The sequence below is a fragment of the Streptomyces sp. NPDC059009 genome (assembly GCF_042740175.1).
In the GTDB taxonomy this organism is placed as follows: Bacteria; Actinomycetota; Actinomycetes; order Streptomycetales; family Streptomycetaceae; genus Streptomyces.
The window spans coordinates 149,256-171,479 of record NZ_JBHYJB010000011.1 but is presented as its reverse complement, the minus strand read 5'-3'; the positions used below and the strand labels follow the sequence as shown (position 1 = coordinate 171,479).

Here is a 22,224-nt window from a genome sequence, read left to right as displayed (position 1 = left end):
CGGCTCCGCCTGGGGAGGGGGGTTGGTCCCCGAGGTTGCTCCTGGCTTGCCCCTAGGGGGTGGGTCGACCCCCGGGGCTTCGCCCCCGGTCCCCCCATCGGCCTTCGGCCTCGTCCTCAATCGCCGGACGGGCTTATTCGTCGCGGCAGCCGCAGTTCGCCAAGGACGAGGCCATGTGGTCCAGGGCCGCCTGCGCCGCCTGGGGGTCCGTCGTGCCGTCCGCCATGAAGGCGAAGACCAGGAAGCGGCCGTCCGCGTCCACGACCGTGCCCGCGAGCGTGTTCACGCCCGTGAGCGTGCCGGTCTTGGCGCGGACGACGCCCGTGCCCGGGGACTCCTTGGGGTAGCGGTCGACGAGGGTGCCGGTGAAGCCCGCCACGGGGAGGCCCGTGATCACGGAGCGGAGCTGGGGGCGGGCCGGGTCGGCGGCGCGGGCGAGCAGGGTGGAGAGCAGCTCGGCGGAGATGCGGTCGGCGCGGTCCAGGCCGCTGCCGTCGGCGAACTTCGTCCCGGGGAGCGGGAGTTCGAGCTTGCCGAGCTGCTTCTCGACGGCCTTGCCGCCGCCGTCGAAGCTCGCCGGCTCGTCCGAGGCGAGCGCCGTCTGGCGGGCGAGGGCCTCGGCGATGTCGTTGTCGCTGTGCGTCAGCATGCGCTCGACCAGGGAGGACAGGGGCGGGGACTCGACCTTGGCGAGGGATTCGGCGTTGTCGCCCGCCTTGGAGGGGCCGGGGGCGTCGGCCGAGACGTCCACGCCGTGGTCGCGGAGGAGGTCCGCGAACTTCTTGGCCGCGTCGGCCGCCGGGTCACCCGCGCGCGGGGCGGGGCCCGAGGAGGAGTCGTCGAGCCGGCCCTCGTCCGCCATCAGGGCGCTGACCGGCGAGAGGTTCTCGTTCGGGCCGATGGGGTGCAGGGGCGGGCCCGAGTACAGCGACGTGTCGTACGAGATCTTGATCTTGCTCTCGTCGCGGTCCTTCAGGGCGCGGGCCGTGTCCTCGGCGAGGTCGCGCAGGCTCGCGGACTGCGCCACGTACTTGCCGTCCTTGCGGGCGGTCAGCGTGGGGTCGCCGCCGCCGACCAGGACGACCTCCTTGGTGCCGGGTTCGATGACCGCCTTCGTGGCGATGCGGTGGTCGGCGCCCGCCGCGGAGAGGGCCGCGACCGCCGTGGCGATCTTGATCGTGGACGCGGGCGTCGCCGCCGCGCCCGCCTCCTTGCCGTAGATCCGCTTCCCCGTGGCCGCGTCGAGGACGACCGCCGAGCGGTGCGGGCCGAGGGCACGGTTCTTGAGGAGGGGGTCCAGGACGTCCGCGAGGGCGCGGCCCGTCGGCGCGGGCGCCGAGCCCGCGGGGGCGCCGAGCCCGCTGAGCACGGAAGGAGCGCTCGGGGCCGCTTTGGGTGCCCCCGCGGACGTACCGCCGTCGTGATCTGCGCCACCCCCGGCCTCCTGGGAGGCCGCCCGGTCACGCTCCGCCGTACGCTGACCCGAGGAGTCCCAGGGACCGGCCGCGGCCACAGCCCCGGCCGCGATCACCAGCCCGACACCGGCGGCACCCGCCGTGAGCTGCCAGGTCTTGAGCTTTACGGCGCGCTCCGACAGCTTCCGGACAGGAGGCTTCGGAAGCCGACTCAAGAGCTGCGATGGTTTGAGCTCGGGCACGACGACCAGCCCCTTTCGCGATCACACACGTGCGTGAGGGACACTTAACCACCCGAAGTATGTGCTGATCATGGAGGAGCCACCCGTGGAGTTCGACGTCACCATCGAGATTCCGAAGGGTTCGCGGAACAAGTACGAGGTGGACCACGAGACCGGCCGCATCCGCCTTGACCGTCGACTCTTCACGTCCACCAGCTACCCCGCGGACTACGGCTTCGTCGAGAACACCCTCGGCGAGGACGGTGACCCGCTGGACGCGCTGGTCATCCTGGACGAGCCGACGTTCCCCGGCTGCCTCATCAAGTGCCGCGCCATCGGCATGTTCCGGATGACCGACGAGGCGGGCGGCGACGACAAGCTGCTGTGCGTCCCGGCCTCGGACCCGCGCGTGGAGCACCTGCGCGACATCCACCACGTCTCCGAGTTCGACCGCCTGGAGATCCAGCACTTCTTCGAGGTCTACAAGGACCTGGAGCCCGGCAAGTCCGTCGAGGGTGCCGACTGGGTCGGCCGCACGGACGCCGAGGCCGAGATCGAGCGTTCCTACAAGCGCTTCAAGGACGAGGGCGGCCACTGAGAGCCGAGCCACTTCCTGGCCGACGGGCCGCTCGACCTCTGGGGTCGGGCGGCCCGTTCGCGTATTCGTGCGCATACTGACGTACGAGACGTACGTGGGGTACGCACGCGCCAAGTGAGGAGCGAGGGCAGGTCGTGGCGGAGCCGGACGCGGAAGACCGCAAGCCGCAGTCGGACGAGGCGCGCAGCGCCTTCAGCCAGCCCAGCGGGGTGATCGCACAGACACCCGCGCCGGAGGACGAGTCGCAGACGACGTCGGAGTTCGCCCTCCCGGACGGGCTCGCCACACCCGCCTCGACCACCCAGGAGACGGAGCGGTCGGCCTTCAGCACGCCGCACACCTACAGCTCGCGCAATCCTCCGCCCGCGTTCACCCCGGCGCAGGGCATACCCATGGTGCGGCTCACCAAGGACGTGCCCTGGCAGGACCAGATGCGCACGATGCTGCGCCTGCCGGTCGCCGAGCGGCCCGCGCCCGAGCCCTCGCAGAAGCAGGAGGACGACGCGGGGCTCCCGGTGCCGCGCGTGCTCGACCTGACGCTGCGTATCGGGGAGCTGCTGCTCGCGGGCGGCGAGGGCGCCGAGGACGTGGAGGCCGCGATGTTCGCGGTCTGCCGCAGCTACGGGCTCGACCGGGTCGAGCCGACCGTGACGTTCACGCTCCTGTCGATCTCGTACCAGCCGTCCCTGGTGGACGACCCGGTCACGGCGTCCCGGACGGTGCGGCGCCGCGGCACCGACTACACGCGGCTCGCGGCCGTCTTCCAGCTGGTCCACGACATCAGCGACCCGGAGGTCGACGTCTCCCTGGAGAACGCGTACCGGCAGCTCGCGGAGATCCGCCGCAACCGCCACCCCTACCCGGGGTGGGCCCTGACGGCGGCCAGCGGGCTGCTGGCGGGCGCGGCGTCCGTGCTGGTCGGCGGTGGGGTCCTGGTCTTCGTGATCGCGGCGTGCGGCGCGATGCTCGGCGACCGGCTCGCCTGGCTGTGCGCGGGGCGCGGGCTGCCGGAGTTCTACCAGTTCGTGGTGGCCGCGATGCCGCCCGCGGCGCTCGGCGTCGCGCTGAGCCTCTCGCACACCCAGGAGGTACGGGCGTCCGCGGTCATCACCGGTGGGCTGTTCGCGCTGATCCCGGGGCGGGCGCTGGTGGCGGGCGTGCAGGACGGCCTGACCGGCTACTACATCACCGCCGCCGCACGGCTCCTCGAGGTCGTCTACCTGATCGTGGCGATCGTCTGCGGCGTGCTGCTCGTGCTCTCGCTCGGCGTGATGCTGGACGCGACGGGGCTGAAGCCGGAGACGACCTTCGAGCAGGTTCCGACGCGGCCCGTCGTGCAGATCCTGGCGTCGATGGCGCTGAGTCTCGCCTTCGCGATCCTGCTTCAGCAGGAGCGCAACACGGTGCTCGCCGTGACGCTCAACGGGGGCGTCGCCTGGATCATGTACGGGGCGCTGGCGCAGACCAACCTGAAGCTCTCGCCGGTCGCGGCGACGGCGATCGCGGCGGGGCTCGTGGGGTTGTTCGGGCAGCTCTTCGCTCGGTACCGGTTCACTTCGTCGATGCCGTATGTGACGGCGGCCATCGGGCCGCTGCTGCCCGGTAGCGCGACGTATTTCGGGCTGTTGGCGCTGGCGCAGAACGACATGAACCGGGGGCTCGGCTCGCTCACCAAGGCGGTGGCCACCGCCCTGGCGATCGCGATCGGCGTGAACCTGGGAAGCGAGATCTCCCGGCTGTTCCTCACGGCGCCGGGGGCGACAGCGGCTGCCAGTCGCCGGGCGGCGAAGCGTACGAGGGGTTTCTGAGCCCCGGGCCCGCCCCTTGCCCCCATCGGCGCTGCGCGCCTCGTCCCCACGTCCTCAAACGCCGGACGGGCCGGCAGACCGCCAGAGCGGGCTGGAAGCGCTATCGCTTCGCGTGCCTGCCTCGGACCGGCTGCGGAGCCGCCTCCTCGCCCGCCGCCGGACCTGCCTTCTTCGCCTTGCTGCGCGCCCGCAGGAACTCGACGGCGATAGGGACCACCGAGATCAGGACGATCAGGACGAGGATCGCCTCGATGTTCTTGTGGACGAACTCGATGTTGCCCAGCCAGGCGCCGAGGAGGGTGACGCCGGCGCCCCAGAGGATGCCGCCGAGGATGTTGAAGGTGATGAAGGAGCGGTAGCGCATGCCGCTGACGCCCGCGATGATCGGCGTGAATGTGCGCACGATCGGCACGAAGCGGGCCAGGACCAGGGACTTCGCGCCGTACTTCTCGAAGAACTCGTGGGCCTTGACCACGTTCTCCTGCTTGAAGAGCTTGGAGTCCGGGCGGTTGAAGAGCGAGGGGCCGACCTTCTTGCCGAACAGGTAGCCCGCCTGGTCGCCGACGATCGCAGCCACGCAGATCAGCACGACGGCCAGCCAGAGCGGGAAGTCCAGCTTGTTCGTCGTGATCAGCAGGCCCGTGGTGAACAGGAGCGAGTCGCCCGGCAGGAAGAAGCCGATGAGCAGGCCCGACTCCGCGAAGACGATCAGCAGCAGGCCCCAGATGCCGAACTGGTTGAGCAGGTAATCCGGATCCAGCCAGCTTGGTCCGAGCGCAAGCGTCGTCACGGTTCCGGGCTCCTGAGGGTGAGGGGGCGATGCCGCCAGCGGGGCGTTGCGGCCGGTGTGGCCGCCCAAAACTATCAACGCCAGGTGTCGCCACCAGGTTCCACTGCTCTTCCCAGGGTGCACTCTGCGCCGACCAGGACAAAGCTGTGCTCATGAGCATTGACGATTTCGGCGGCGGCCTGAACCCCCAGTCCGACGTCCTTGTGGTGACCACCAACGACGTCCCCGGCTTCCGCGTGCAGCGCGTCATCGGGGAGGTCTTCGGCCTCACGGTGCGGTCGCGGCACCTCGGGAGCCAGATCGGCGCGGGCCTGAAGTCCATGATCGGCGGCGAGCTCAAGGGGCTGACCAAGACCCTCGTGGAGACCCGCAACCAGGCCATGGACCGGCTCATCGAGCAGGCACGCGCGCGTGGGGCGAATGCCGTGCTGATGTTCCGCTTCGACGTCACGGAGGCGATGGACGGGGCGGCGGAGGTCTGCGCGTACGGCACGGCCGTCGTGATCGAGGCCCAGCCGTAGCCCCGCCGGGACCGGCTGCTCCCTCCGCCCCGCCGGGACCCGCTACTTCTTCCCGCCCTTCCCACTCTTTCCGCCCCGCAGCCTGCCGATGAGCCGCTTCGCCTCGGCCCGGTTCTTGGGGTCGTCGGCGGCGCGGCGGGCTTCACGCATCGCCCGCCGCCCCTCGGGGCTGCGGGCGAACTTCGTGACGCGGGAGAGCAGTCCGGACATGACGCCTCCTTGGAGTCGGTGCGAACCCCCGTACCCCCGCAGTGTCGACCCGCCGCGCCGTCCTGTCACGGGGCGGCGCCCCTCAGGCCGCCCGCGCCTCGTTCGCGAGGATCGCGTCCCGCATGAAGACGGCGAGGCCCGGCCGGATCGCCTCGTACGTGGCCGTGAAGCGCTCGTCGTCCACGTACATCCTGCCGAGGCAGGAGTGCAGCTCGTGCGAGCACGCGTAGTGGGACCGCGTGATGAAGAGGCGGTGCTCCTCGGCGACGTCCATCGCCTCCGTGGAGTCCGCGGCCAGGCCGCGTGCGAGGACGTCGGCCATGCGCGCGTGGATGGCCTCCATCTCCGTGTTGATCCGCTTCCAGTCCTCCTTCGTGTAGGAGGCCGCCTTGCGCTGCGACTCGCGGTACGCCTCGGTGTCGCCCCAGCGCTCGGCGACCTCCTCCGCGTACTGGTCGGGGTCGTGGTCCCCGAAGACCTCGAACTTCTCCTCGGGCGTGAGGTTGATGCCCATCTTCCGCGCCTCCATGGCGTTTTCGACGGCGGCGGCCATCTTCTGGAGCTTCTCGATGCGGGCGGTCAGCAGCTCGTGCTGGCGCCGCAGATGCGCCCGCGGATCGGCCCGCGGGTCGTCGAGCAGGCTCGCCACCTCGTCGAGGGGGAAGCCGAGCTCCCGGTAGAACAGGATCTGCTGCAGCCGGTCCAGGTCCGCGTCGCTGTAGCGGCGGTGGCCCGCATGGCTGCGCTCGCTCGGGGCGAGCAGGCCGATCTCGTCGTAGTGGTGCAGCGTGCGCACCGTGACCCCGGCGAATCCGGCGACCTGTCCCACGGAGTAGCTCATGGCGTCCGGTCCCTCTGGCTCGTGTTTCTTCGTACGCGCTTCAGCCTGGGTCCTCACGTCGCGTGAGGTGCAAGTCCAGTCGCCACGAGACCTTCTAGCGCTCGTCCCCGGGGTGCCGCTCTCCCGTCGCGTACGGGTTCTCCTCGCCCTCCGCGAGCACCCCCACGAAGGGCTCGCCCTCGCCCGCGAAGGTGTAGGCGCCGCCCTCGATGCGGGCGATCAGCTGCTCGGTCCACTCGGCGCCGTTGTCCGCCGAGCTCACCCAGAAGTTCATGATCTCGCCGATGTGGCCCAGCTGCTCGGGGCCGTCCTCGGGCGTGTAGTACTCGGTGACGGAGGTGCGCCAGGCCGCGATGCGGCGCACCCGCTCCTGGAGCAGGCCGACGACCTCCGCGCGCGGCAGGTCCACCATGAAGCCGAGCGCCGCCGCGAGGACGTCGGGCTTCTGGCCGTACGCGGTGAGGGACTCGCGGAGCAGGGCGAGGAACTCCTCGGTGCCCTGCTCCGTGATCTCGTACTCCGTGCGCGGCGGGCCGCCCACCGTGGACGGGGCGATCTCGTGGGCGCGCAGCAGTCCCTGCTTCGCCATCTGCTTCAGGGCGTGGTAGATCGAGCCCGGCTTGGCGTTGGACCAGTCGTTGGCGCCCCAGTACTCCAGGTCGTTGCGGACCTGGTAGCCGTGGGCGCGGCCGTGCTGGCGCACCGCGCCCAGGACCAGGAGCCGGATCGCTGACATCTCGTAACCCTTCGTACCCCTCAGTCTTCAACTTTGACTAGGGTACGCCGGAGCTAGCCCGCCTGTCCGCGCTCCTCGTCGACCAGCTCGAAGGCGGTCCTGCCGTCCAGGGACTCCCGGATGATGTCGGCGTGGCCCGCGTGCCGGGCCATCTCCTCGACGAGGTGCAGCATCAGCCAGCGCATCGACACGGCGCCGTCCTTGGGGAACCAGGGCGCCGGCGGGAGCGGGAAGGTGTCGTCGAGGCTGGGCACCTTGCGGATGAACTCATCGGTCTCCTGGGCGACTTGGTCCCAGAAGGCGAGGACACCGGCGACCGTCTCGGCACCCGTGAGCACGAAACCCTCGCTCCAGGTCTCCTCGGTGCGCTGCCGCTCGTTCGGACGCTGCTGCGCCATGCGCAGCCAGTTCAGCTCCACCTCGGCGACGTGCTTGACGAGCCCCGAGAGGGACAGCTCACTGGCGCTCGGCTTCCGCGCCGCCTGCTCGTCCGTGAGGCCGAGCACGGACCTGCGCAGGCCGCCGCGCTGGGCCTCCACGAAGTTGAGGAGCGCGCCGCGCTCGTCGCCGTGGGCCTCTGCGTTGACGTGAGTAGGCATGGTGACCTCTCCCTGCTCGGGTGCTGCCGGGCTTTCCGACACCACCCACGTTACGAACCCTTGCGGTCAGGTTCTGTCCGCAAGTCCGTACGGGGATCGAGGAGGCCGGGGAGAGCTCAGAACGGGAAGCGCGAGCGCCCGTGCTGCACCGAGATCCACTTGTGCGTGGTGAACGCCTCCACCGTCGCGTCCCCGTTCAGGCGGCCGATGCCGGAGCGCTTCTCGCCGCCGAAGGGCACGATCGGCTCGTCGTGGACGGTGCCGTCGTTGATGTGGACCATGCCGCTGTGCAGGCGCTTCGCGAGCCGGACACCGCGCTCGACGTCGCCGGTGTGGACGGCGCCGCTCAGGCCGTACGGGGTGTCGTTGGCGATGCGGACGGCCTCGTCCTCGCCGTCGAAGGGGACGATGAGGGCGACCGGGCCGAAGATCTCCTGGGCCAGGACCGGGGAGTCGGCGGGGACGTCGGTGAGGACCGAGGGGGCGACCAGATTGCCGTCCGTACGGCCGTGCAGCAGGGCCGTCGCGCCCGCCTCCACCGTCTGCTTCACCACCGACGAAACAGCGTCCGCCTGCGAGGAGTTGATGAGCGGGCCGATGTGTGTCGCCGGGTCCGCCGGGTCGCCGACCTTCAGCGTCTTCACCTTGGCGACGAACTTCTCGGTGAACTCCGCCTGCACCGAGCGGTCCACCAGGACGCGGTTCGCGGCCATGCAGACCTGGCCCTGGTGGACGTAGCGGCTGAAGACGGCCGCGTCCACCGCGTAGTCCACGTCCGCGTCGTCGAGGACGATCAGGGCGCTGTTGCCGCCGAGTTCGAGGACGGAGCGCTTGAAGTTCGCGGCGCAGACCGTGGCGACGTGGCGGCCCACGGCGTCCGAGCCGGTGAAGGAGATGACGCTCGGGACGGGGTGCTCGATGAGGGCGTCGCCTATCTCGGCTATGTCCGTGATCACCACGTTGAGCAGCCCGCCGGGCAGGCCCGCCTGCTCGAAGATCTGGGCCACCAGGCTGCCGCCGAGCACCGGGGCGTTCTGATGCGGCTTCAGGACGACCGCGTTGCCGAGGGCGAGGGCCGGGGCGACCGACTTCAGCGAGAGCAGGAAGGGGAAGTTGAAGGGGCTGATGACGCCGACGACACCGACCGGGACGCGGTAGAGGCGGTTCTCCTTGCCGTCGTCGGGCGAGGGCAGGATGCGCCCCTCGGGGGCGAGCGCCAAGTGCACGGCCTCGCGCAGGAATTCCTTGGCGAGGTGCAGCTCGAAGGCCGCCTTGAGGAGGGTGCCGCCCAGCTCCTGGACGATGGCCTCGGTGATCTCCGCCTCGCGGTCCTCGACGATGCGCAGGGCGCGCTCGAAGACGGCTCGTCTGGCATACGGATTGGTGTTCGCCCAGGCTTCCTGTGCGCGCTCGGCCGCGCGGTACGCCTGGTCCACCTCGTCGGCCGTCGCGACCGTGACGGAGGCGAGCTTCTCCCCGTCGTACGGGTTGAAGTCGATGATGTCCCAGGAGCCCGAGCCGTCCCTCCACTCACCGTCTATGTACTGGTAAGCCAAGTCAGTGAAGAAGGACATGTGACGGACCCCTTGCCGCAGACGCAGACTGAAGCAGAAACCTGAGATTCCGTCATACTACTTGCGTTCTACGTGAGTTGGAGTAGACCACGGAGCAGATCGCGGCTGTCGGCCGGATTCGGACTGTCCTTCTGCAGCTGGCTCACCACCCGCTCGTACTGGGCGACTTCCTCCCTCTTGTCGAGGTAGAGGGCGCCGGTGAGCTGCTCCAGGTACACGACGTCGGAGAGATCCGACTCCGGGAAGCTCAGCATCGTGAACGCCCCGCTCTCGCCCGCATGCCCGCCGAAGCTGAACGGCATCACCTGAAGCGTGACATTCTCCCGCTCCGAGATGTCGATGAGGTGCTGGATCTGGCCACGCATCACCTCACGGGACCCATACGGGCGCCGGAGCGCGGACTCGTCGAGCACGCAGTGGAACTTGGGGGCGTTCTCGGAGACGAGGAGCTTCTGGCGCTCCAGGCGCAGCGCGACGCGGCGCTCGATGTCGGCCTTGCTCGCACCCTTCATGCCGCGCGCGACGACCGCGGCCGCGTACGCCTCCGTCTGCAACAGGCCGTTGATGAACTGGACTTCATAGACACGGATGAGGGAGGCGGCGCCCTCCAGACCGACGTACGTCTGGAACCAGCCGGGCAGGACGTCCGAGTAACTGTGCCACCAGCCCGTGAGGTTGGCCTCCTTGGCCAGCGAGAGGAGCGCGTTCCGCTCGGACTCCTCCGTGACCCCGTAGAGCGTCAGCAAGTCCTCCACGTCCCTCGACTTGAAGCTCACCCGTCCCAACTCCATGCGGCTGATCTTCGATTCGGAGGCCCGGATCGAGTAGCCGGCCTCTTCGCGGGTGATGCCGCGCGACTCCCGCAGGCGCCGCAGCTGTGAGCCGAGCAGGATGCGGCGCACCACCGATCCACCGCCACTGCTCAAAGCCTGGGCGGAACCCCACGACTCCCCTGCGGCCACTGCCCTCAGTCCTCCCCATCGGTTCCGGAAGCCAGCAGTCTGCCATTAAACGCTTCGGGCCGTACACGATCGGTTACGGAAAGGGAAAGCCTTCGAACGCTCTCCACAAGAAGTCGTAGGAAGAAATGGGCAAGAACTGGCGCGTGAGTGCCCAAGTCGGGCGCGTGCACGTGCATCTGCCCTTGCATCTGCTGTACGCATTCGGAACCATGGTCCGCGCGCCACTGCTGTACTGACCGCACCATCGCTGTACCGACCGCGCCACCGCTCCATCGCTATGTACCGCGAAACCGGGGAGTGCCTCGCATGGGGACGAATGGATCGACCATGCTCGAGCCGTTACGGCAGGGGCTACCCCCACTCGACCCCTCGGCCGTGTCGAGCGCGGCCGCCTGCTCCCTGCCCGCCCGCTATGAAGCGGTGGGCAGCGCACGGCAGTTCACCCGCTCGACGCTCTGCCAGTGGGGACTCGAGGAGCGGTTCGACGACATAGCGCTCGTCGTCTCCGAACTCGTCACCAACGCCCTGCGCCACGCCCTGCCCTCGGACACCCCGCGCGAGCAGGACCCGCCCGTGCGGCTGCACTTGATGCACTGGACCGAGCGGCTGGTGTGCGCGGTGCGCGACCCCAGCGAGGAGAGCCCGGTGGCGCGCGAGGCGAAGGAGGACTTCGCCGCCGAGTCGGGGCGCGGGCTCTTCCTCGTCGACTCCTTCAGCGACAGCTGGGGCTGGCACCCGCTCGCGGGCACGCTCGACGGCAAGGTCGTGTGGGCCCTCTTCAGGCTGGCGTGACCAGGCTGGTGTGACCAGGCTGACATGACCAACTCGCTTGACGATCGGTCAAGTTGCGACCGAGGGCTGCCCCTTTGGGACCAACTTCAGGGTCAGCTGCTGATCAAGTGGTCGAACTCGCCGTCCTTCATGCCGAGCAGCATCGCCTCTATCTCGGCGCGCGTATAGACGAGCGCGGGCCCGTCGGGGAACCGTGAGTTGCGCACGGCGACATCGCCGCCCGGCAGCTTCGCGAACTCCACGCACGAGCCCTGCGAGTTGCTGTGCCTGCTCTTCTGCCAGACCACCCCGTGAAGTTCCGTGGCCGCCATGCCGTTGAACACGTGGTGCACAGGTCGCTCCCCGGTGGTGCCGTGGCTGTTGTTGCAGCCGCCAACTGGTCCGGATCATAGCTGTGTTCACATGCCGATGCATGGGCAGATGCACGTGCACGCGGGGTGGTCTCTTGGTTACAGCTTTGCCTAGACCTTCGCTAGATCCCCGCAAGCACCTGCCCCAATGCCCGCATGACATGCGAACGCCAGCCCCCGTCCATGATCTTCCGCGCCATCTGCTGCGCCGGATCGTCCGGATCGAACCCCTCATGTACTAGGAACAGACGCGTGCCACGCCCTTCTGGCTCCACCGTCCACGTAATGGTCCAGTCCGCGGGGTTCGCAGCCCCGGGGTCCGGCTCCGCGTCGGCCCAGCGGACGCTGAGCATCCGCCCCGGCTCGTACGCCAGGACCTGGACGTCGATCGTTCCCGAGAAGTTCGTGTTGGGGCGGGGCACGGAGGTCAGCACGTACCGGTGGCCCACCTCCAGGCGGAAGCCGTCCGCGCCGGGCATCTGCCACTGGGCGAGGAGCTCCGGGTCGGTGAGGGCGCGCCAGACCTTCGCCGGCGGGTGGGGGAAGAACTGGTCGACGCGGAGGGTCGTGAGGTCGTCGTCGGGGGCGGCGCCAGGGGCGTTCAGGCCATCGGGGGCGGCGAGGTCGTCGGGAGCGCCGTGGGCGGCGGGGTCGTCAGGAGTGCTCATGACGGGTCATCGTCGGGCATCCGGTCGAGCAGGTCGCCGAGCCCCTTCAGCCGGTCGCGCCAGAACCGCTCGTACGGGCTGAGCCAGTCCTGCACCTCGGCGAGCGGCACCGCCTCGAGACGGTAGATGCGCTGCCGTCCGGAGCGCTCCTCCGACACGAGGCCCGCGTCCCGGAGCACCTTGAGGTGCTCCGAGAGGCTGGGCCTGCGCATGTCGAAGTGGTCGGCGAGCGCCTGCACGGGCTGCGGGCCCTCGTCGCGCAGGAGGCGCAGGACCTCGCGCCGGGTGCCGTTGGCGAGCGCGGCGAACAGCCGGTCCTCGCGCTCACCGGTGGTGACCATGGGGTGTCAGTCGCCTTCCGTCGTCTCCGTCAGCAGCATCAGACCGTTGCCGTCGGGGTCCTGGAAGGCGGCCATCCGGCCCCAGGGCAGCTCGTCCGGGCCGCTGACCTCGGCACCGGCCGCCGTGAGCCGTGCGCAGTCGGCGTCGACATCGGTCGTGAGGAGCATGATCCCCCGCGCGGAGCCGGGCACGAAACCGCCCATGCCGGGACCGGAGAGCGTGAAGACCGTCTGCGCGCCCTTGGGCGCGACCTGGAGCCAGCGGCCCGGGGGCATCTGACGGTCGGCGGTGACCTCGAAGCCGAGCACGTCCACGTAGAAGCGGAGGGCGCGGTCCTGGTCGGAGACGGGGAGGGTGACGAAGGAGGCGTGGGTGATGTTCATGGGCACGAAGATAGGTAGGCATTTCCCTACCTGTCAAACGTAGGGAAATGCCTACCTATCTTCTCCGTCTGGCTGCGGGGGTGGGCGAGGGGCCTGGTAGCTTGGCGCGCGATTCGCCATGGCGTATCGACAGCACGTCCCGCACCACCAGCAACACACCGCGATATAGGGGGACTTCTGTGCGCAAGCACGTACGTAACGCTCGTAAGGTCCGTATCGGAGCGGCGGCCGTCGTGGCGGCCGCGGCCCTCGTCCTGACGGGCTGCAGCAGCGACAGCGACGACGGCGACAAGGGCAAGGACTCGTCCGCCTCCGACAGCGGTTCGTCCGCGGGCAGCAGCGGCGAGTCGTCGGCGCCGGGCGACGGCGGCGACAGCGGCTCGCAGGGCGGCAGCCTCGACGGGTCCTGGGTCACGACGGCCGACGGGAAGCCGCTCGCGCTCGCCGTCACCGGCAAGACCGCGTCGCTCGTCGGCGAGAACGTCCTGTGCACGGGCACCGTGAGCGGCGGCTCGGGTTCGCAGATGCTCATGCTCAAGTGCGCGAAGGGCAACGACGACCGGTCCATGGGCAAGGTCACGTCCGTCGACGACAAGACCCTGAAGGTCGACTGGGACGCGGTCGGCACGGACACCTTCACGAAGACCGAGGGCGGGAAGCTGCCCAGCGGGCTGCCGACGGCGGATCTGCCGACTTCCTGACCTGGCGTCAGTCAAGCGCGGAGCGTCAGCCAAGCGCGGAGCGTCGGTCAAGCGCGGGCCGCGGGACCCTGAGGGTCTCGCGGCCCGTTCTGCTTGCCCTCGTCCGGTGGGGCGGCCTGCGGCCCGGTGCCGTCGACCAGCATCGGCGCGGGTGCGGTGTCCAGGGCGTCGGAGAGCTCTTCGAGGGTGGTGAGGAGCAGGCCCGCCCCTCTGCGGACGACACGGTCGGGGACGCCCTCGCCGTCCCACGCGTCGATGGCCTTCTCGACGGCGTCCCACTTCGGCACGCGGCGCTCGCGCACGGCCTTGGCGCCCTGTTCGGTGGCGGTGCGCAGGGCCTCGGCGAGGCGGGCGGCGGCCGGGACGGGGGTGGCGCCGCGGTCCGGGAGGTGGGCCTCCATCAGCATGGCGACGCGGGCGAGTTGGGCGAGGGCGTGCTCGGCGTCGTCGGCGGCGGAGCGGGAGAGGCCGCGGTGGCGCACCGGCTCGTTCTTGGCGCGGGCCACGGCGTCCTGCCAGGCGACGCGGGCGGCGCGGGCGTCGAGCAGCGCCTCGCGGACGTCGGGGCAGGTGCGGCCGGCGGGGTGGGCGTAGTGGCCGACGACCGCGGCGGCGTACCGGCCGTCGGCGATCAGCCAGTCGGCGAGGCGGGTGCGCAGGCGCGGGGTCTCCCAGGCGGGGTAGAGGGCGTACGCGATCATCCCCAACAGGCCGCCGAGCAGGGTCAGTTCGACCCGGTCCGGCACCGTCTGCGTCCACTCCTGGCCGCCCATGCCGAGCAGAAAGACGACGTACGCGGCGACGCACGCCTGGGCGGCGACCTGGCCCGTGCGCATCAGCAGGTACATCATCCCGGCGCAGAGCACGGCGAGGGCGCCGGAGAGCGGCGGGCCCGGGTCGGTGAGCTGGACGACGCCGGTGGCGAGGGCGACGCCGACGAGGGTGCCGCCGAAGCGGGCCACGGCGCGCGAGTAGGTCTGGGAGAAGTCCGGGCGCATCACCATGACCGAGGCCATCGGGGCCCAGTAACCGTGGCCGAGCGGGAGCCAGTGCCCGATGAGGTAGCCGGTGGCGGCCACGGCGGTGACCCGGATCGCGTGCCGCGTGACGGGCGACTCGTGCCGCAGCTCGGCCCGCATGGCGCGCAGGACACCGGGGACCAGGGCGGGGAGGGTGGGGCGGGTGCGGTGGGGGGCGGGGGTGGTGGTGGGTGTGGGGGCGGCGGCGTCCGTGCCGGTGCCCGTGCCGGTGCCTGTGCCGGTGCCCGTGCCCGCACCCGCACCCGCACCCGCACCCGCACCCGTGACCGTTTCCGTGTCCGGTGGGGCGGGGGCGACGGGGCTGCCCGCCGTCTCGACCACGTCTCCGAGCAGGGCCACGAGGCGGGTCGCCGCCCGGTGCGGGGGGCCCGAGAGGATGGCGCCGGTGTCGGGGGTGCGCAGGGCGGCGAGGGCCTGCGGGGGGATCTTCACCGGCTCGCCCTGGCGGATCGCGCGGGCCGCCGCGTCCAGGACCGAGGCCGCCGCGGCGAGGAGTTCACGCACCCGGTCGCGCTCCCTGCCCTCCTCGGGCACGCCCACCGAAGGGTCGGCGAGGGAGGCGAGCACGGGGCGGATGCGCTCGGCGACGCCCCGGGCGCCGTGCAGTTCGGCGGGGCGCGTGCGGGCCTGGCGCGGGGTGAGCGCGGCCGCGGCGCGGGCCGCCATCAGGGGCTCCGGGTCGAAGGGCGCGACCGGGTCGTGGCGCAGCCGCCGGGCGTAGTCCGCCTCGGCCGCCAACGCGTCGGCCAGCGCGTCCCGGTGGGCTCCCCATCTCCGTACCGGAAGCAGGATCACGAGCGCCGCCTGGACGCCACCGCCCACCACCATCATCGCGGCGTGCCCGGCCGCCGTGGCGACCGAGGTCGGGAGCGTGACCGTCACCAGCATGATCGCGACGTTCGACGAGGCGATGATGCCGACGGTCGGGCCCGCCGCCCAGCTCAGCCCCGCGAGGAACGTCCACAGGCACAGCAGCGCGAGGAAGAGGAGCAGGTGGGCGCCGGTGAGATAGCCGAGGAAGGTGGAGACGGCGAGGCTCACACCGGAGGCGAGCGCCAGTTCGGGGCGGGGGCGCCAGCTGCGCTGGAAGGTGGCGATGGCTGCCTGGAACGCACCGAAGGCGGAGCTCGCGGCGACGGCCGGGCCGAAGAGGGTGAGGCTGAGGCCGATGACGATCGCGAGGCCGAGCGCGCCGCGCAGCGCCACCAGGGGTTCGAGACGCTTCCGCTCGACCGACAGCCCCGAGCGGGTGGTCTCCTTCAGCGCCCGGAACCAGCTCACCTCGCCAGGATACGGGGCAAGCAGCCCTTAGCTCTCTTAGCTGTCTTTTCTTCGCTTATCACCCAGCTCGGCCCGCCGCTCGCCTCTCCTGCCCCCTCCCCTGCCCCCTCCGCTTCCCCGGCCGCCCACCTCCGCCCGGTCCGCGGCCGCCGCGCCCTCCGTCCAGCCCGCGCCGTCCGTCACGCCGCGCACCCGGGCCGTCGTCGTCTCGGGGAACATGCGTTCCGCGTGTGCGGTGACCGCGATGTCCCGGGCGGCGAGGGCGGGGAGCAGTGAGCCGGGCGGCCCGGCGGCCGCCCCCTCCTCGGCGGTGTGTTCCGTGACGTGCTCGGTGACGTGCTCGCTCACCGCCGCGAGCCGGGTGCCGATCCGATGCGCGTACGCCGTCAGGAACGACTGCCGGAACGTCTTCGTCCGCTTGCGGCCCCCGGCCCGCTGCCGCGCCTCCGCCTTCGTCATCGCCGCCGTGCCCTGGACGAGGAGCGAGGTGTGCAGCAGCTCCACCGCCTCCAGGTCGGACTCGAAGCCGACGACGGTGGAGAAGCCGAACTCGCTGTTCCAGACGGCCCGGCAGCGGTTGGCGCGCGCGACCGCGTCCAGGAGCGTCGCCTTCGCCGTCTCGTACGGGGCGTCCACGCCGATCCGGCAGGCGCCCGGGGTGTCCTTCGCGTGCGTGCGGGCCGCGAGCAGCGCCTCGTCGAGGGAGTGCCGGGCCATCAGCTCCTGGGCCTTCGCCGTGAGGGCCTCGGCCTCCTCCGGGTAGCCGGTCGCCTCCGCCTTGGCGAGCAGGGCGCGGATGCGGGTGAGGGCGCGGGGCTCGCCCTCGGCGGGGGCGGGGAGGGGGGTGCCGGGCACCGGCCCGACCGGCTCGATCGGAGGCAGCCGGACCAGGAGTCGGTACAGCTCCAGGGTCGCCGTCGCGCGGGAGAAGCGGTCCGGGGGCGGGGGCGGGCCAGCAGGCGGGCCGACGGGCAGGTCGGCCAGCTGGGACTGCCAGCGGGGCGGGAGCGGGGCCGGGTACGCGCCGGTCTCGGCCCTGATGAGGTCCGCCGCCAGGGTGACGTGGACCGGGTCCAGGTCGCGCACGACCAGGCGTACGACGTCGGCGGGCTGCCAGCCGCGCTCCCACGCGCGGCGCACGAACTCCCGTCCCCTGCGGGCGAGTTCGTCGTCCGACGACGGGGCGGCGGCGAGGCGGGAGGCGGCCGCGTCCAGGGCGGTGTCGTCGTCCGAGTAGAGCGCGGAGCCCAGCGCCCTCTCGACCGGGGTCTGCGGACCGTCGTTCTCGCTCATGGGTCGATGATCTCAGGGGGCCCGTACGGGTTCGGGAGAGACCTTACGGGTTCGGGAGAACCCTTACGGGTAGGGCTGGCCCTACCTCCAAGACGCCCTCCAGTGGTCGTGATCGGCGCCGCCCCGGACGGTTCGCTGGAGCCATGACCTCAACAGACTCCCGTATCGCTGCCGTACGGCTCAGCGGCGTCCACCGCCGGTACGGCGACCTCGCCGCCCTCGACGGCGTCGACCTGACCGTCCCCGCCGGGACCTTCACCGCGATCATGGGCCCCTCCGGCTCCGGCAAGTCGACGCTCCTGCAGTGCGCGGCGGGGCTCGACCGGCCCACGTCGGGGTCCGTGGAGATCGGCGGGACCGAGCTGAGCGGGCTGAGCGAACGGCGGCTCACGCTGCTGCGGCGGGAGCGGATCGGCTTCGTCTTCCAGTCCTTCAACCTCGTCCCGTCGCTGAGCGCCGCCCAGAACGTCGCGCTGCCCCTGCGGCTGGCCGGGCGCCGCCCCGCGCGTACGGAGGTCCGGGGCGCCCTCGCCCGCGTGGGCCTCGCCGACCGCGCCCGGCACCGGCCCGCCGAGCTCTCCGGCGGCCAGCAGCAGCGGGTCGCGCTCGCCCGTGCGCTGATCACCCGGCCCGCGGTGCTGTTCGGGGACGAGCCGACGGGCGCGCTCGACACCGTGACCAGCCGTCAAGTCCTGGGGATGCTCCGGCAGTTGGTGGATGAGGAGGGGCAGACCACCGTGATGGTGACGCACGACCCGGTGGCGGCGTCGTACGCGGACCGGGTGGTGTTCCTGGTCGACGGGCGGGTGGCGGACGAGCTGCGGGCGCCGGAGGCGGAGGGGGTGGCGGAGCGGATGGCCGCGCTGGAGACGGCCGGGGCGGGCGCCGTGCGCGGGGCGGACACTGTGCGCGGGGCGGGCGCCGTTCCCGGCCCCGGCTCCGCCGTCGTCGAGGTGGCCGGACGATGATGATGGTGCTCTCCTCCCTGCGGGCCCGCTGGACCAGCCTCATCGGGGCCTTCCTCGCCGTCGCGATCGGTGTCGCCCTCGTCGCGGGCATGGGGCTCGGGCTCGCCGCGGCGGCCGACGCCCCGGGCCGCGCCCCCGAGCGGTTCACCTCGTCGCCCGTGATCGTCATGGGCCACGACACGCTGCGGGTCGGCGACGACCGGCAGCGGCTCACTCATCCACACCCTGTGGATATCGAACTTCTGCGCGACCTTCGCGCCCTCGGCCCCGTCGAGCGGGACGACCGGGGCGGGCGGGGCGGGCGGGACGACCGGGGCGAGCGGGGCGGGCAGGGCGAGCAGGGCGGGCGCCCCGACGCCGTCGGTGTCACCGCGCCCGCGGCGCAGGTCCGCGCCGTCGTCGGCGACCGCGCCCAGGTCCTGACCGGTGCCGACCGCGCCCGCGCCAACCCCGACCCGGACCGGGACGAGCGCGCCCTCGTGGCCGTCAACTCCTTCCTCGGCACGGCGGGCGGCGTCGCGGCCTTCGTGTCCGTCTTCGTCACGGCGGCCACGTTCGCCTTCGTCGTGGCGCTGCGGCGGCGGGAGTTGGGGCTGCTGCGGATGGCGGGGGCGACGCCCGGGCAGGTGCGGAGGCTGCTGCTGGCCGAGGCCGTGACGGTCGGGGGCGTGGCGGCCGTGGCCGGGTGCGCGGCGGGGGCGTGGGCGGCGCCGCTGCTCGGGGACGCCCTGGTGGAGGCGGGGATCGCCCCGTCGTGGTTCTCCGTGCCGGCGCTCACCTGGACGGCCTGGCCGTATCAAATGGCCTTCTGGACCGGGCTGTTGGTGGCGTTCAGCGGTGCGTGGACGGCGGCGCGGCGGGCCGGGCGGACCGGCCCCGTGGAGGCGCTGCGGGAGGCGTCGGTCGACACAGGCGTCATGCCGGCCGGCCGCCGCCTCGTGGGTGCGGCGCTGCTCGCGACGGGGATCGGGCTGCTCGCGTGGACCCTGTGGACGGACCCGTCGGACCTGCTGAAGCGCAAGACCTACACGACGCAGCCGATGATCCTGATCACGGCCGTCGCCGCGCTCGCGCCGCTCCTCGTCCGCCCCCTGGTGCGCGCCGTGCGTCTGCCGGGCGCGATCGGACTCCTCGTACGGGAGAACGCCGCGACCTCCGTGCGCCGCACCGCAGCCGTCGCCGCCCCGGTCCTGGTCACCGTCGCCCTCGCGGGCTCGCTGCTCGGCTCGGCGACCTCGGTGGGCGAGGCGAAGGCGGCGGAGGCGCGGGAGCGGACGCGGGCCGAACTGGTCGTGACGGGCGGCGACTTGGACACCAACTCGAGCACCGGCTCAGGCACCGACGGCTCAGGCACCGGCGGCTCAGGCACCGGCTTGAAGGTCCCACCACGCCCGGTCCAGGGCGTACGGGTGCTCTCCCCCTCCGTCTCGACCCCCGTCCACGTACGCGAGGAGGGCACCGCCCTGATCCGCTCCGAGGCCCGCGCGGTGTCCGACCCGGCGGCCCTCGCGCGGACGGCCCGCCTCCCCGTGGTCGCGGGCGACGTGCGCGACCTCGACGACCAGTCGATCGTGGTGAACGAGGAGTGGGCACACCACCGGGTCGGCGAGCGCGTGCGGGTCTGGCTGGGCGACGGGCGCCCCGTCACGCTGCGGATCGCGGCGGTGCTCGCGCAGGGCACGGGCGACAACGGGGCGTACGTGACGTCAGCCAACTCAGGTGCCGGCGGCGGCGGTTCGGGTGCTGCGGTGGACCGTATCGACGTACGCCTGGACGCGGGTGCCGACCGGGCCGCGGTGGCGCGGGCGCTGCGCGCGGCGACCGGCGGCGAGGTGCGCACGGCGGACGCGTGGCTGGCGGCCACGCATCCGCGCACCAAGGAGCAGACCCGCCTCGGCCTGCTGATGCTCCTGGGCATCTCCCTCCTCTACACGGCCATTTCACTGGCGAGCACGCTGCTGATGGCCTCGTCCGTACGCGGCCCCGAGCTGCGGTCGCTGCGCCTGGCGGGCGCAACACGGGCACAGATACGCCTGGTCGCCGCCGGGGAGGCCACCGTGGCGGTCGCGGTCGGCGCCCTGCTCGGCCTCGCCGTGACCCTGGTCAACCTGGGCGGCCTGAACACAGCCCTCACCCGGCTCTCGGCCCCGGTCGCCGGCTTGGCGGGGGTGCCGTGGGGGACGGTGGGGGCGTGTGCGGCGGTGTGCTGGGTGGTGGCCCTGGTCGCGGGGGTGGCTACGGCTGCGCGTGGGCTATAGCCGTGCGGGGGGGCTATGACTGCCCGTGGGGCTACGGCTGCGCGGGCGGCGGGAACGGGACGTCGGTGAGCACCGGGACCAGCCACTCCTCCTCGTAGTCGAGGTGCGCGGTCAACTCCTTGGTGAGCCGGTCGATGTGCGCGAGGAGCTCGTCCGGTGCGGGCGTCGCGAGGTCGGCGAGGAGAGCGAGCAACTCCTCCTTGATGCGGGCCACTTCGCGGTGCTCGGCCCGGAGCCGGTCCAGGACGGGGATCAGCTCCGGGTGATGCCGCTCGACCCCCGGGAAGACGGCGCCGTCCTCGCCGGTGTGGTGAAAGGTCAGGGCGTCGCAGAAGGCGAGACAGCGCCGGCGGATCTGGAAACCGAGGCCGGGGGGAGGCAGTTCGGCATCGGCTTCGTGGTCGTGGGCGGCCCGCGCATCGAGGTGCGCGGCCGCCTCGTCCCGCATCTCGGCCAGCTGCTCACGCAGCCAGGTGTGCACTTCGAGGAGTTTGTCGGCGAGGGTGGTGACGGGTGTGGGCATGGGGTTCTCTGGTCTCCATGAGGTGATGGGGCGCCCTGCCAGGGGCGCGGGGAACTGCGCGACCAGCCACGACGAACCCGCGCAGACCAGCGGCGGGATTCATGGCGGACGCGCACGCCGCAGGATCGGCGAAGCGAAGCTGAGCGAGCCGGAAGGAAACCCGCGGCCTACAGGCGCACGGAGCGCAAACGCGCGAAGAAGAAGGAACTCAAGGCGTATCCCTTGGTGAAGGCGCTCGCCCGGCCACCGGTCTGCCCACTGCTCTTTGACCGGTGCCACGCGGCACGTGCCCCATTAGAGACAGCGATCCCACCCCCTGTCAAAGGGTCCAGTGTCAAAGGATCCAGCTGTCCCCGCCGCCCCCGCCCGAAGGGTCTAGCTGTCCCCGCCCTCGTCGATGAGCCTGCGTACCTCCCGGTCGACCAGACCGAGACGCGCCTCCGCGACCAGCGGAACCGCGCGGCGCCTGCGCCGGGCCTCGCTCACGTCGATGTCGACCGTGACCAGGCCCGGCTCCCACTTCGGAGCCTGGGCGACGACCGCGCCGCGCGGATCGACGACGCGGGAGCCGCCCCAGAAGGACGCCCCGTGCTCGTTGCCGACCCGGTTCACGAAGACGACCCAGCACTGGAGCATGCGGGCGGTGTACGAGAGCAGCGTGTCCCAGTAGAGGCCGGTGTCCATGGCCTCCGGGTCGAGGCTCGCGGCACTGTTGGTCGGCACGACGATGACCTCCGCGCCGTCCTGCACGGCCAGCCACGGCAGGACCGGCTGCCACGCGTCGTTGCAGACCAGCGTGGCCGCGCGCCCGTGCCCGCCCGGCAGGTCGTACGCGCGCAGGTGCTGGCCGGGGCTGACGTGCTTGCGCTCCTCCCAGGCCAGGTAGTTGGGTAGGTACAACTTGCGGTGGGCGTGCAGGAGTTGGCCCTCGGAGTAGTACGCCGACGTGTTGTACGCGCGCAGGCTCGTGTGCTCGTGCAGGCCGACCAGCACGTCCGGGCCGAGCCGGGAGAGGGCCAGCAGGCGCGGGTCGCGGGCGTCGACGGAGGCGTCCCGCTTCAGGGCGCCCAGGTGGTAGCCGTGCAGGCTCAGCTCGGGGAAGACCACGAGGTCGGCGCCCTGGGCCGCCGCCTGGCCGATCTGCTCCTCGGCCACCGCGATGTTCTCGTCCACCTCACCGAGCGCACAGTCGGTCTGTGCCAGCGCCACTCTCATGGGGCGAGCCTCGCAAAGGCTCGCCCCTCCGGCATCCGGTGACCGGCCGATCAGGCGCCGGGGCGGGCGCCGGGGCAGGCGCCGGGTCCGGCGCCTGTGCGGAATCCGGTGATTGTCAGTGCCGGGTGCCACACT

Annotated in this window: 22 protein-coding genes and 1 pseudogene; 7 read left to right on the top strand and 16 right to left on the bottom strand. The window is 71.9% G+C overall.

From position 1 onward, the window contains the following. Positions 1–133 precede the first annotated feature (133 nt). Positions 134–1,630 carry a D-alanyl-D-alanine carboxypeptidase/D-alanyl-D-alanine-endopeptidase gene (gene dacB, locus ACFWYM_RS14015; protein ID WP_384835066.1) on the bottom strand — a complete coding sequence of 499 codons (1,497 nt, stop codon included), beginning with the start codon at positions 1,628–1,630 and terminating at the stop codon, positions 134–136. Between the two features lie 112 nt (positions 1,631–1,742). Between dacB and ACFWYM_RS14010 the strand changes: the two genes are divergently transcribed. Together ACFWYM_RS14010 and ACFWYM_RS14005 are read left to right on the top strand one after the other, a co-directional pair. Further along, a complete protein-coding gene (locus ACFWYM_RS14010; RefSeq protein ID WP_055568469.1) occupies positions 1,743–2,234 on the top strand; it encodes an inorganic diphosphatase in 492 nt (163 codons plus the stop codon). Positions 2,235–2,368: 134 nt separating this feature from the next. Next, positions 2,369–4,042, top strand: coding sequence for a threonine/serine exporter ThrE family protein (locus ACFWYM_RS14005; RefSeq protein ID WP_384835063.1), 1,674 nt, complete (start codon positions 2,369–2,371; stop codon positions 4,040–4,042). A 127-nt stretch (positions 4,043–4,169) separates the two neighbouring features. On the opposite strand, the pseudogene ACFWYM_RS14000 reads toward ACFWYM_RS14005, so the two are convergent. After that, a pseudogene (locus tag ACFWYM_RS14000) lies at positions 4,170–4,832 on the bottom strand (DedA family protein); the annotation flags it as partial. 152 nt (positions 4,833–4,984) lie between these two features. Here ACFWYM_RS14000 and ACFWYM_RS13995 point away from each other — a divergent pair. Continuing rightward, positions 4,985–5,353: a YbjQ family protein gene (locus ACFWYM_RS13995; protein ID WP_384835060.1), complete on the top strand. Its 369-nt coding sequence runs from the start codon at positions 4,985–4,987 to the stop codon at positions 5,351–5,353. A gap of 42 nt (positions 5,354–5,395) precedes the next feature. Here ACFWYM_RS13995 and ACFWYM_RS13990 read toward each other — a convergent pair whose 3' ends face one another. The 6 genes from ACFWYM_RS13990 to ACFWYM_RS13965 form a co-directional block, all read right to left on the bottom strand. Next, on the bottom strand, positions 5,396–5,563 hold the full coding sequence (locus tag ACFWYM_RS13990) for a hypothetical protein (protein ID WP_384835057.1): 168 nt from the start codon (positions 5,561–5,563) through the stop codon (positions 5,396–5,398). An 82-nt stretch (positions 5,564–5,645) separates the two neighbouring features. Next, positions 5,646–6,404 (bottom strand): MerR family transcriptional regulator, encoded by a 759-nt coding sequence (locus ACFWYM_RS13985; protein ID WP_384835054.1) that lies wholly within the window; start codon positions 6,402–6,404, stop codon positions 5,646–5,648. 94 nt (positions 6,405–6,498) lie between these two features. Next, positions 6,499–7,140: a PadR family transcriptional regulator gene (locus ACFWYM_RS13980; RefSeq protein WP_384835051.1), complete on the bottom strand. Its 642-nt coding sequence runs from the start codon at positions 7,138–7,140 to the stop codon at positions 6,499–6,501. Between the two features lie 53 nt (positions 7,141–7,193). Then, positions 7,194–7,739, bottom strand: coding sequence for a DinB family protein (locus ACFWYM_RS13975; RefSeq protein WP_384835048.1), 546 nt, complete (start codon positions 7,737–7,739; stop codon positions 7,194–7,196). 116 nt (positions 7,740–7,855) lie between these two features. Further along, positions 7,856–9,313 carry an aldehyde dehydrogenase family protein gene (locus ACFWYM_RS13970; RefSeq protein ID WP_384835045.1) on the bottom strand — a complete coding sequence of 486 codons (1,458 nt, stop codon included), beginning with the start codon at positions 9,311–9,313 and terminating at the stop codon, positions 7,856–7,858. Positions 9,314–9,381: 68 nt separating this feature from the next. After that, complete coding sequence (locus tag ACFWYM_RS13965) at positions 9,382–10,239, bottom strand: helix-turn-helix domain-containing protein (protein ID WP_384835042.1); 858 nt, start codon at positions 10,237–10,239, stop codon at positions 9,382–9,384. A gap of 342 nt (positions 10,240–10,581) precedes the next feature. On the opposite strand from ACFWYM_RS13965, the gene ACFWYM_RS13960 reads away from it, so the two are divergent. Then, positions 10,582–11,067 (top strand): ATP-binding protein, encoded by a 486-nt coding sequence (locus ACFWYM_RS13960; protein WP_384835039.1) that lies wholly within the window; start codon positions 10,582–10,584, stop codon positions 11,065–11,067. Positions 11,068–11,159: 92 nt separating this feature from the next. On the opposite strand, the gene ACFWYM_RS13955 is transcribed toward ACFWYM_RS13960, so the two are convergent. The 4 genes from ACFWYM_RS13955 to ACFWYM_RS13940 all read right to left on the bottom strand — a co-directional run bounded on the left by ACFWYM_RS13955 (position 11,160) and on the right by ACFWYM_RS13940 (position 12,810). Then, positions 11,160–11,399 carry a DUF397 domain-containing protein gene (locus ACFWYM_RS13955; protein WP_384835036.1) on the bottom strand — a complete coding sequence of 80 codons (240 nt, stop codon included), beginning with the start codon at positions 11,397–11,399 and terminating at the stop codon, positions 11,160–11,162. A gap of 140 nt (positions 11,400–11,539) precedes the next feature. Then, a complete protein-coding gene (locus ACFWYM_RS13950; protein WP_384835227.1) occupies positions 11,540–12,022 on the bottom strand; it encodes an SRPBCC domain-containing protein in 483 nt (160 codons plus the stop codon). Positions 12,023–12,081: 59 nt separating this feature from the next. After that, complete coding sequence (locus ACFWYM_RS13945; protein ID WP_384835033.1) at positions 12,082–12,426, bottom strand: ArsR/SmtB family transcription factor; 345 nt, start codon at positions 12,424–12,426, stop codon at positions 12,082–12,084. Positions 12,427–12,432: 6 nt separating this feature from the next. Continuing rightward, a complete protein-coding gene (locus ACFWYM_RS13940) occupies positions 12,433–12,810 on the bottom strand; it encodes a VOC family protein (protein ID WP_384835030.1) in 378 nt (125 codons plus the stop codon). 179 nt (positions 12,811–12,989) lie between these two features. On the opposite strand from ACFWYM_RS13940, the gene ACFWYM_RS13935 reads away from it, so the two are divergent. Further along, complete coding sequence (locus ACFWYM_RS13935; RefSeq protein WP_384835027.1) at positions 12,990–13,511, top strand: hypothetical protein; 522 nt, start codon at positions 12,990–12,992, stop codon at positions 13,509–13,511. Between the two features lie 47 nt (positions 13,512–13,558). Here the strand turns inward: ACFWYM_RS13935 and ACFWYM_RS13930 are convergent, their stop codons facing one another. Then, positions 13,559–15,832 carry an FUSC family protein gene (locus ACFWYM_RS13930; RefSeq protein WP_384835024.1) on the bottom strand — a complete coding sequence of 758 codons (2,274 nt, stop codon included), beginning with the start codon at positions 15,830–15,832 and terminating at the stop codon, positions 13,559–13,561. A 36-nt stretch (positions 15,833–15,868) separates the two neighbouring features. After that, positions 15,869–17,125 (bottom strand): DUF2786 domain-containing protein, encoded by a 1,257-nt coding sequence (locus tag ACFWYM_RS13925; RefSeq protein WP_384835021.1) that lies wholly within the window; start codon positions 17,123–17,125, stop codon positions 15,869–15,871. A gap of 143 nt (positions 17,126–17,268) precedes the next feature. On the opposite strand from ACFWYM_RS13925, the gene ACFWYM_RS13920 reads away from it, so the two are divergent. Together ACFWYM_RS13920 and ACFWYM_RS13915 are read left to right on the top strand one after the other, a co-directional pair. Then, positions 17,269–18,093, top strand: a complete 825-nt coding sequence (locus tag ACFWYM_RS13920; RefSeq protein ID WP_384835018.1) for an ABC transporter ATP-binding protein — start codon at positions 17,269–17,271, stop codon at positions 18,091–18,093. After that, entirely contained in the window at positions 18,093–20,351 is a 2,259-nt protein-coding gene (locus ACFWYM_RS13915) for an FtsX-like permease family protein (RefSeq protein WP_384835223.1), read from the top strand. The genes ACFWYM_RS13920 and ACFWYM_RS13915 overlap by 1 nt, the downstream gene beginning before the upstream one ends. Before the next feature lie 31 nt (positions 20,352–20,382). Here ACFWYM_RS13915 and ACFWYM_RS13910 read toward each other — a convergent pair whose 3' ends face one another. Continuing rightward, positions 20,383–20,874, bottom strand: a complete 492-nt coding sequence (locus ACFWYM_RS13910) for a hemerythrin domain-containing protein (RefSeq protein ID WP_384835015.1) — start codon at positions 20,872–20,874, stop codon at positions 20,383–20,385. A 375-nt stretch (positions 20,875–21,249) separates the two neighbouring features. Then, positions 21,250–22,089: a nitrilase-related carbon-nitrogen hydrolase gene (locus ACFWYM_RS13905; protein WP_384835012.1), complete on the bottom strand. Its 840-nt coding sequence runs from the start codon at positions 22,087–22,089 to the stop codon at positions 21,250–21,252. Between the last annotated feature and the right edge of the window lie 135 nt (positions 22,090–22,224).

Coding starts and splice junctions, on each gene's coding strand:
- ACFWYM_RS13945 (WP_384835033.1), bottom strand. CDS start 12,426: ATGGTCACCACCGGTGAGCGCGAGGACCGGCTGTTCGCCGCGCTCGCC.
- ACFWYM_RS13980 (WP_384835051.1), bottom strand. CDS start 7,140: ATGTCAGCGATCCGGCTCCTGGTCCTGGGCGCGGTGCGCCAGCACGGC.
- ACFWYM_RS13975 (WP_384835048.1), bottom strand. CDS start 7,739: ATGCCTACTCACGTCAACGCAGAGGCCCACGGCGACGAGCGCGGCGCG.
- ACFWYM_RS13985 (WP_384835054.1), bottom strand. CDS start 6,404: ATGAGCTACTCCGTGGGACAGGTCGCCGGATTCGCCGGGGTCACGGTG.
- ACFWYM_RS13940 (WP_384835030.1), bottom strand. CDS start 12,810: ATGAACATCACCCACGCCTCCTTCGTCACCCTCCCCGTCTCCGACCAG.
- ACFWYM_RS13990 (WP_384835057.1), bottom strand. CDS start 5,563: ATGTCCGGACTGCTCTCCCGCGTCACGAAGTTCGCCCGCAGCCCCGAG.
- ACFWYM_RS13910 (WP_384835015.1), bottom strand. CDS start 20,874: ATGCCCACACCCGTCACCACCCTCGCCGACAAACTCCTCGAAGTGCAC.
- ACFWYM_RS13995 (WP_384835060.1), top strand. CDS start 4,985: ATGAGCATTGACGATTTCGGCGGCGGCCTGAACCCCCAGTCCGACGTC.
- ACFWYM_RS13915 (WP_384835223.1), top strand. CDS start 18,093: ATGATGGTGCTCTCCTCCCTGCGGGCCCGCTGGACCAGCCTCATCGGG.
- ACFWYM_RS13970 (WP_384835045.1), bottom strand. CDS start 9,313: ATGTCCTTCTTCACTGACTTGGCTTACCAGTACATAGACGGTGAGTGG.
- ACFWYM_RS13960 (WP_384835039.1), top strand. CDS start 10,582: ATGGGGACGAATGGATCGACCATGCTCGAGCCGTTACGGCAGGGGCTA.
- ACFWYM_RS13920 (WP_384835018.1), top strand. CDS start 17,269: ATGACCTCAACAGACTCCCGTATCGCTGCCGTACGGCTCAGCGGCGTC.
- ACFWYM_RS13925 (WP_384835021.1), bottom strand. CDS start 17,125: ATGAGCGAGAACGACGGTCCGCAGACCCCGGTCGAGAGGGCGCTGGGC.
- ACFWYM_RS13905 (WP_384835012.1), bottom strand. CDS start 22,089: ATGAGAGTGGCGCTGGCACAGACCGACTGTGCGCTCGGTGAGGTGGAC.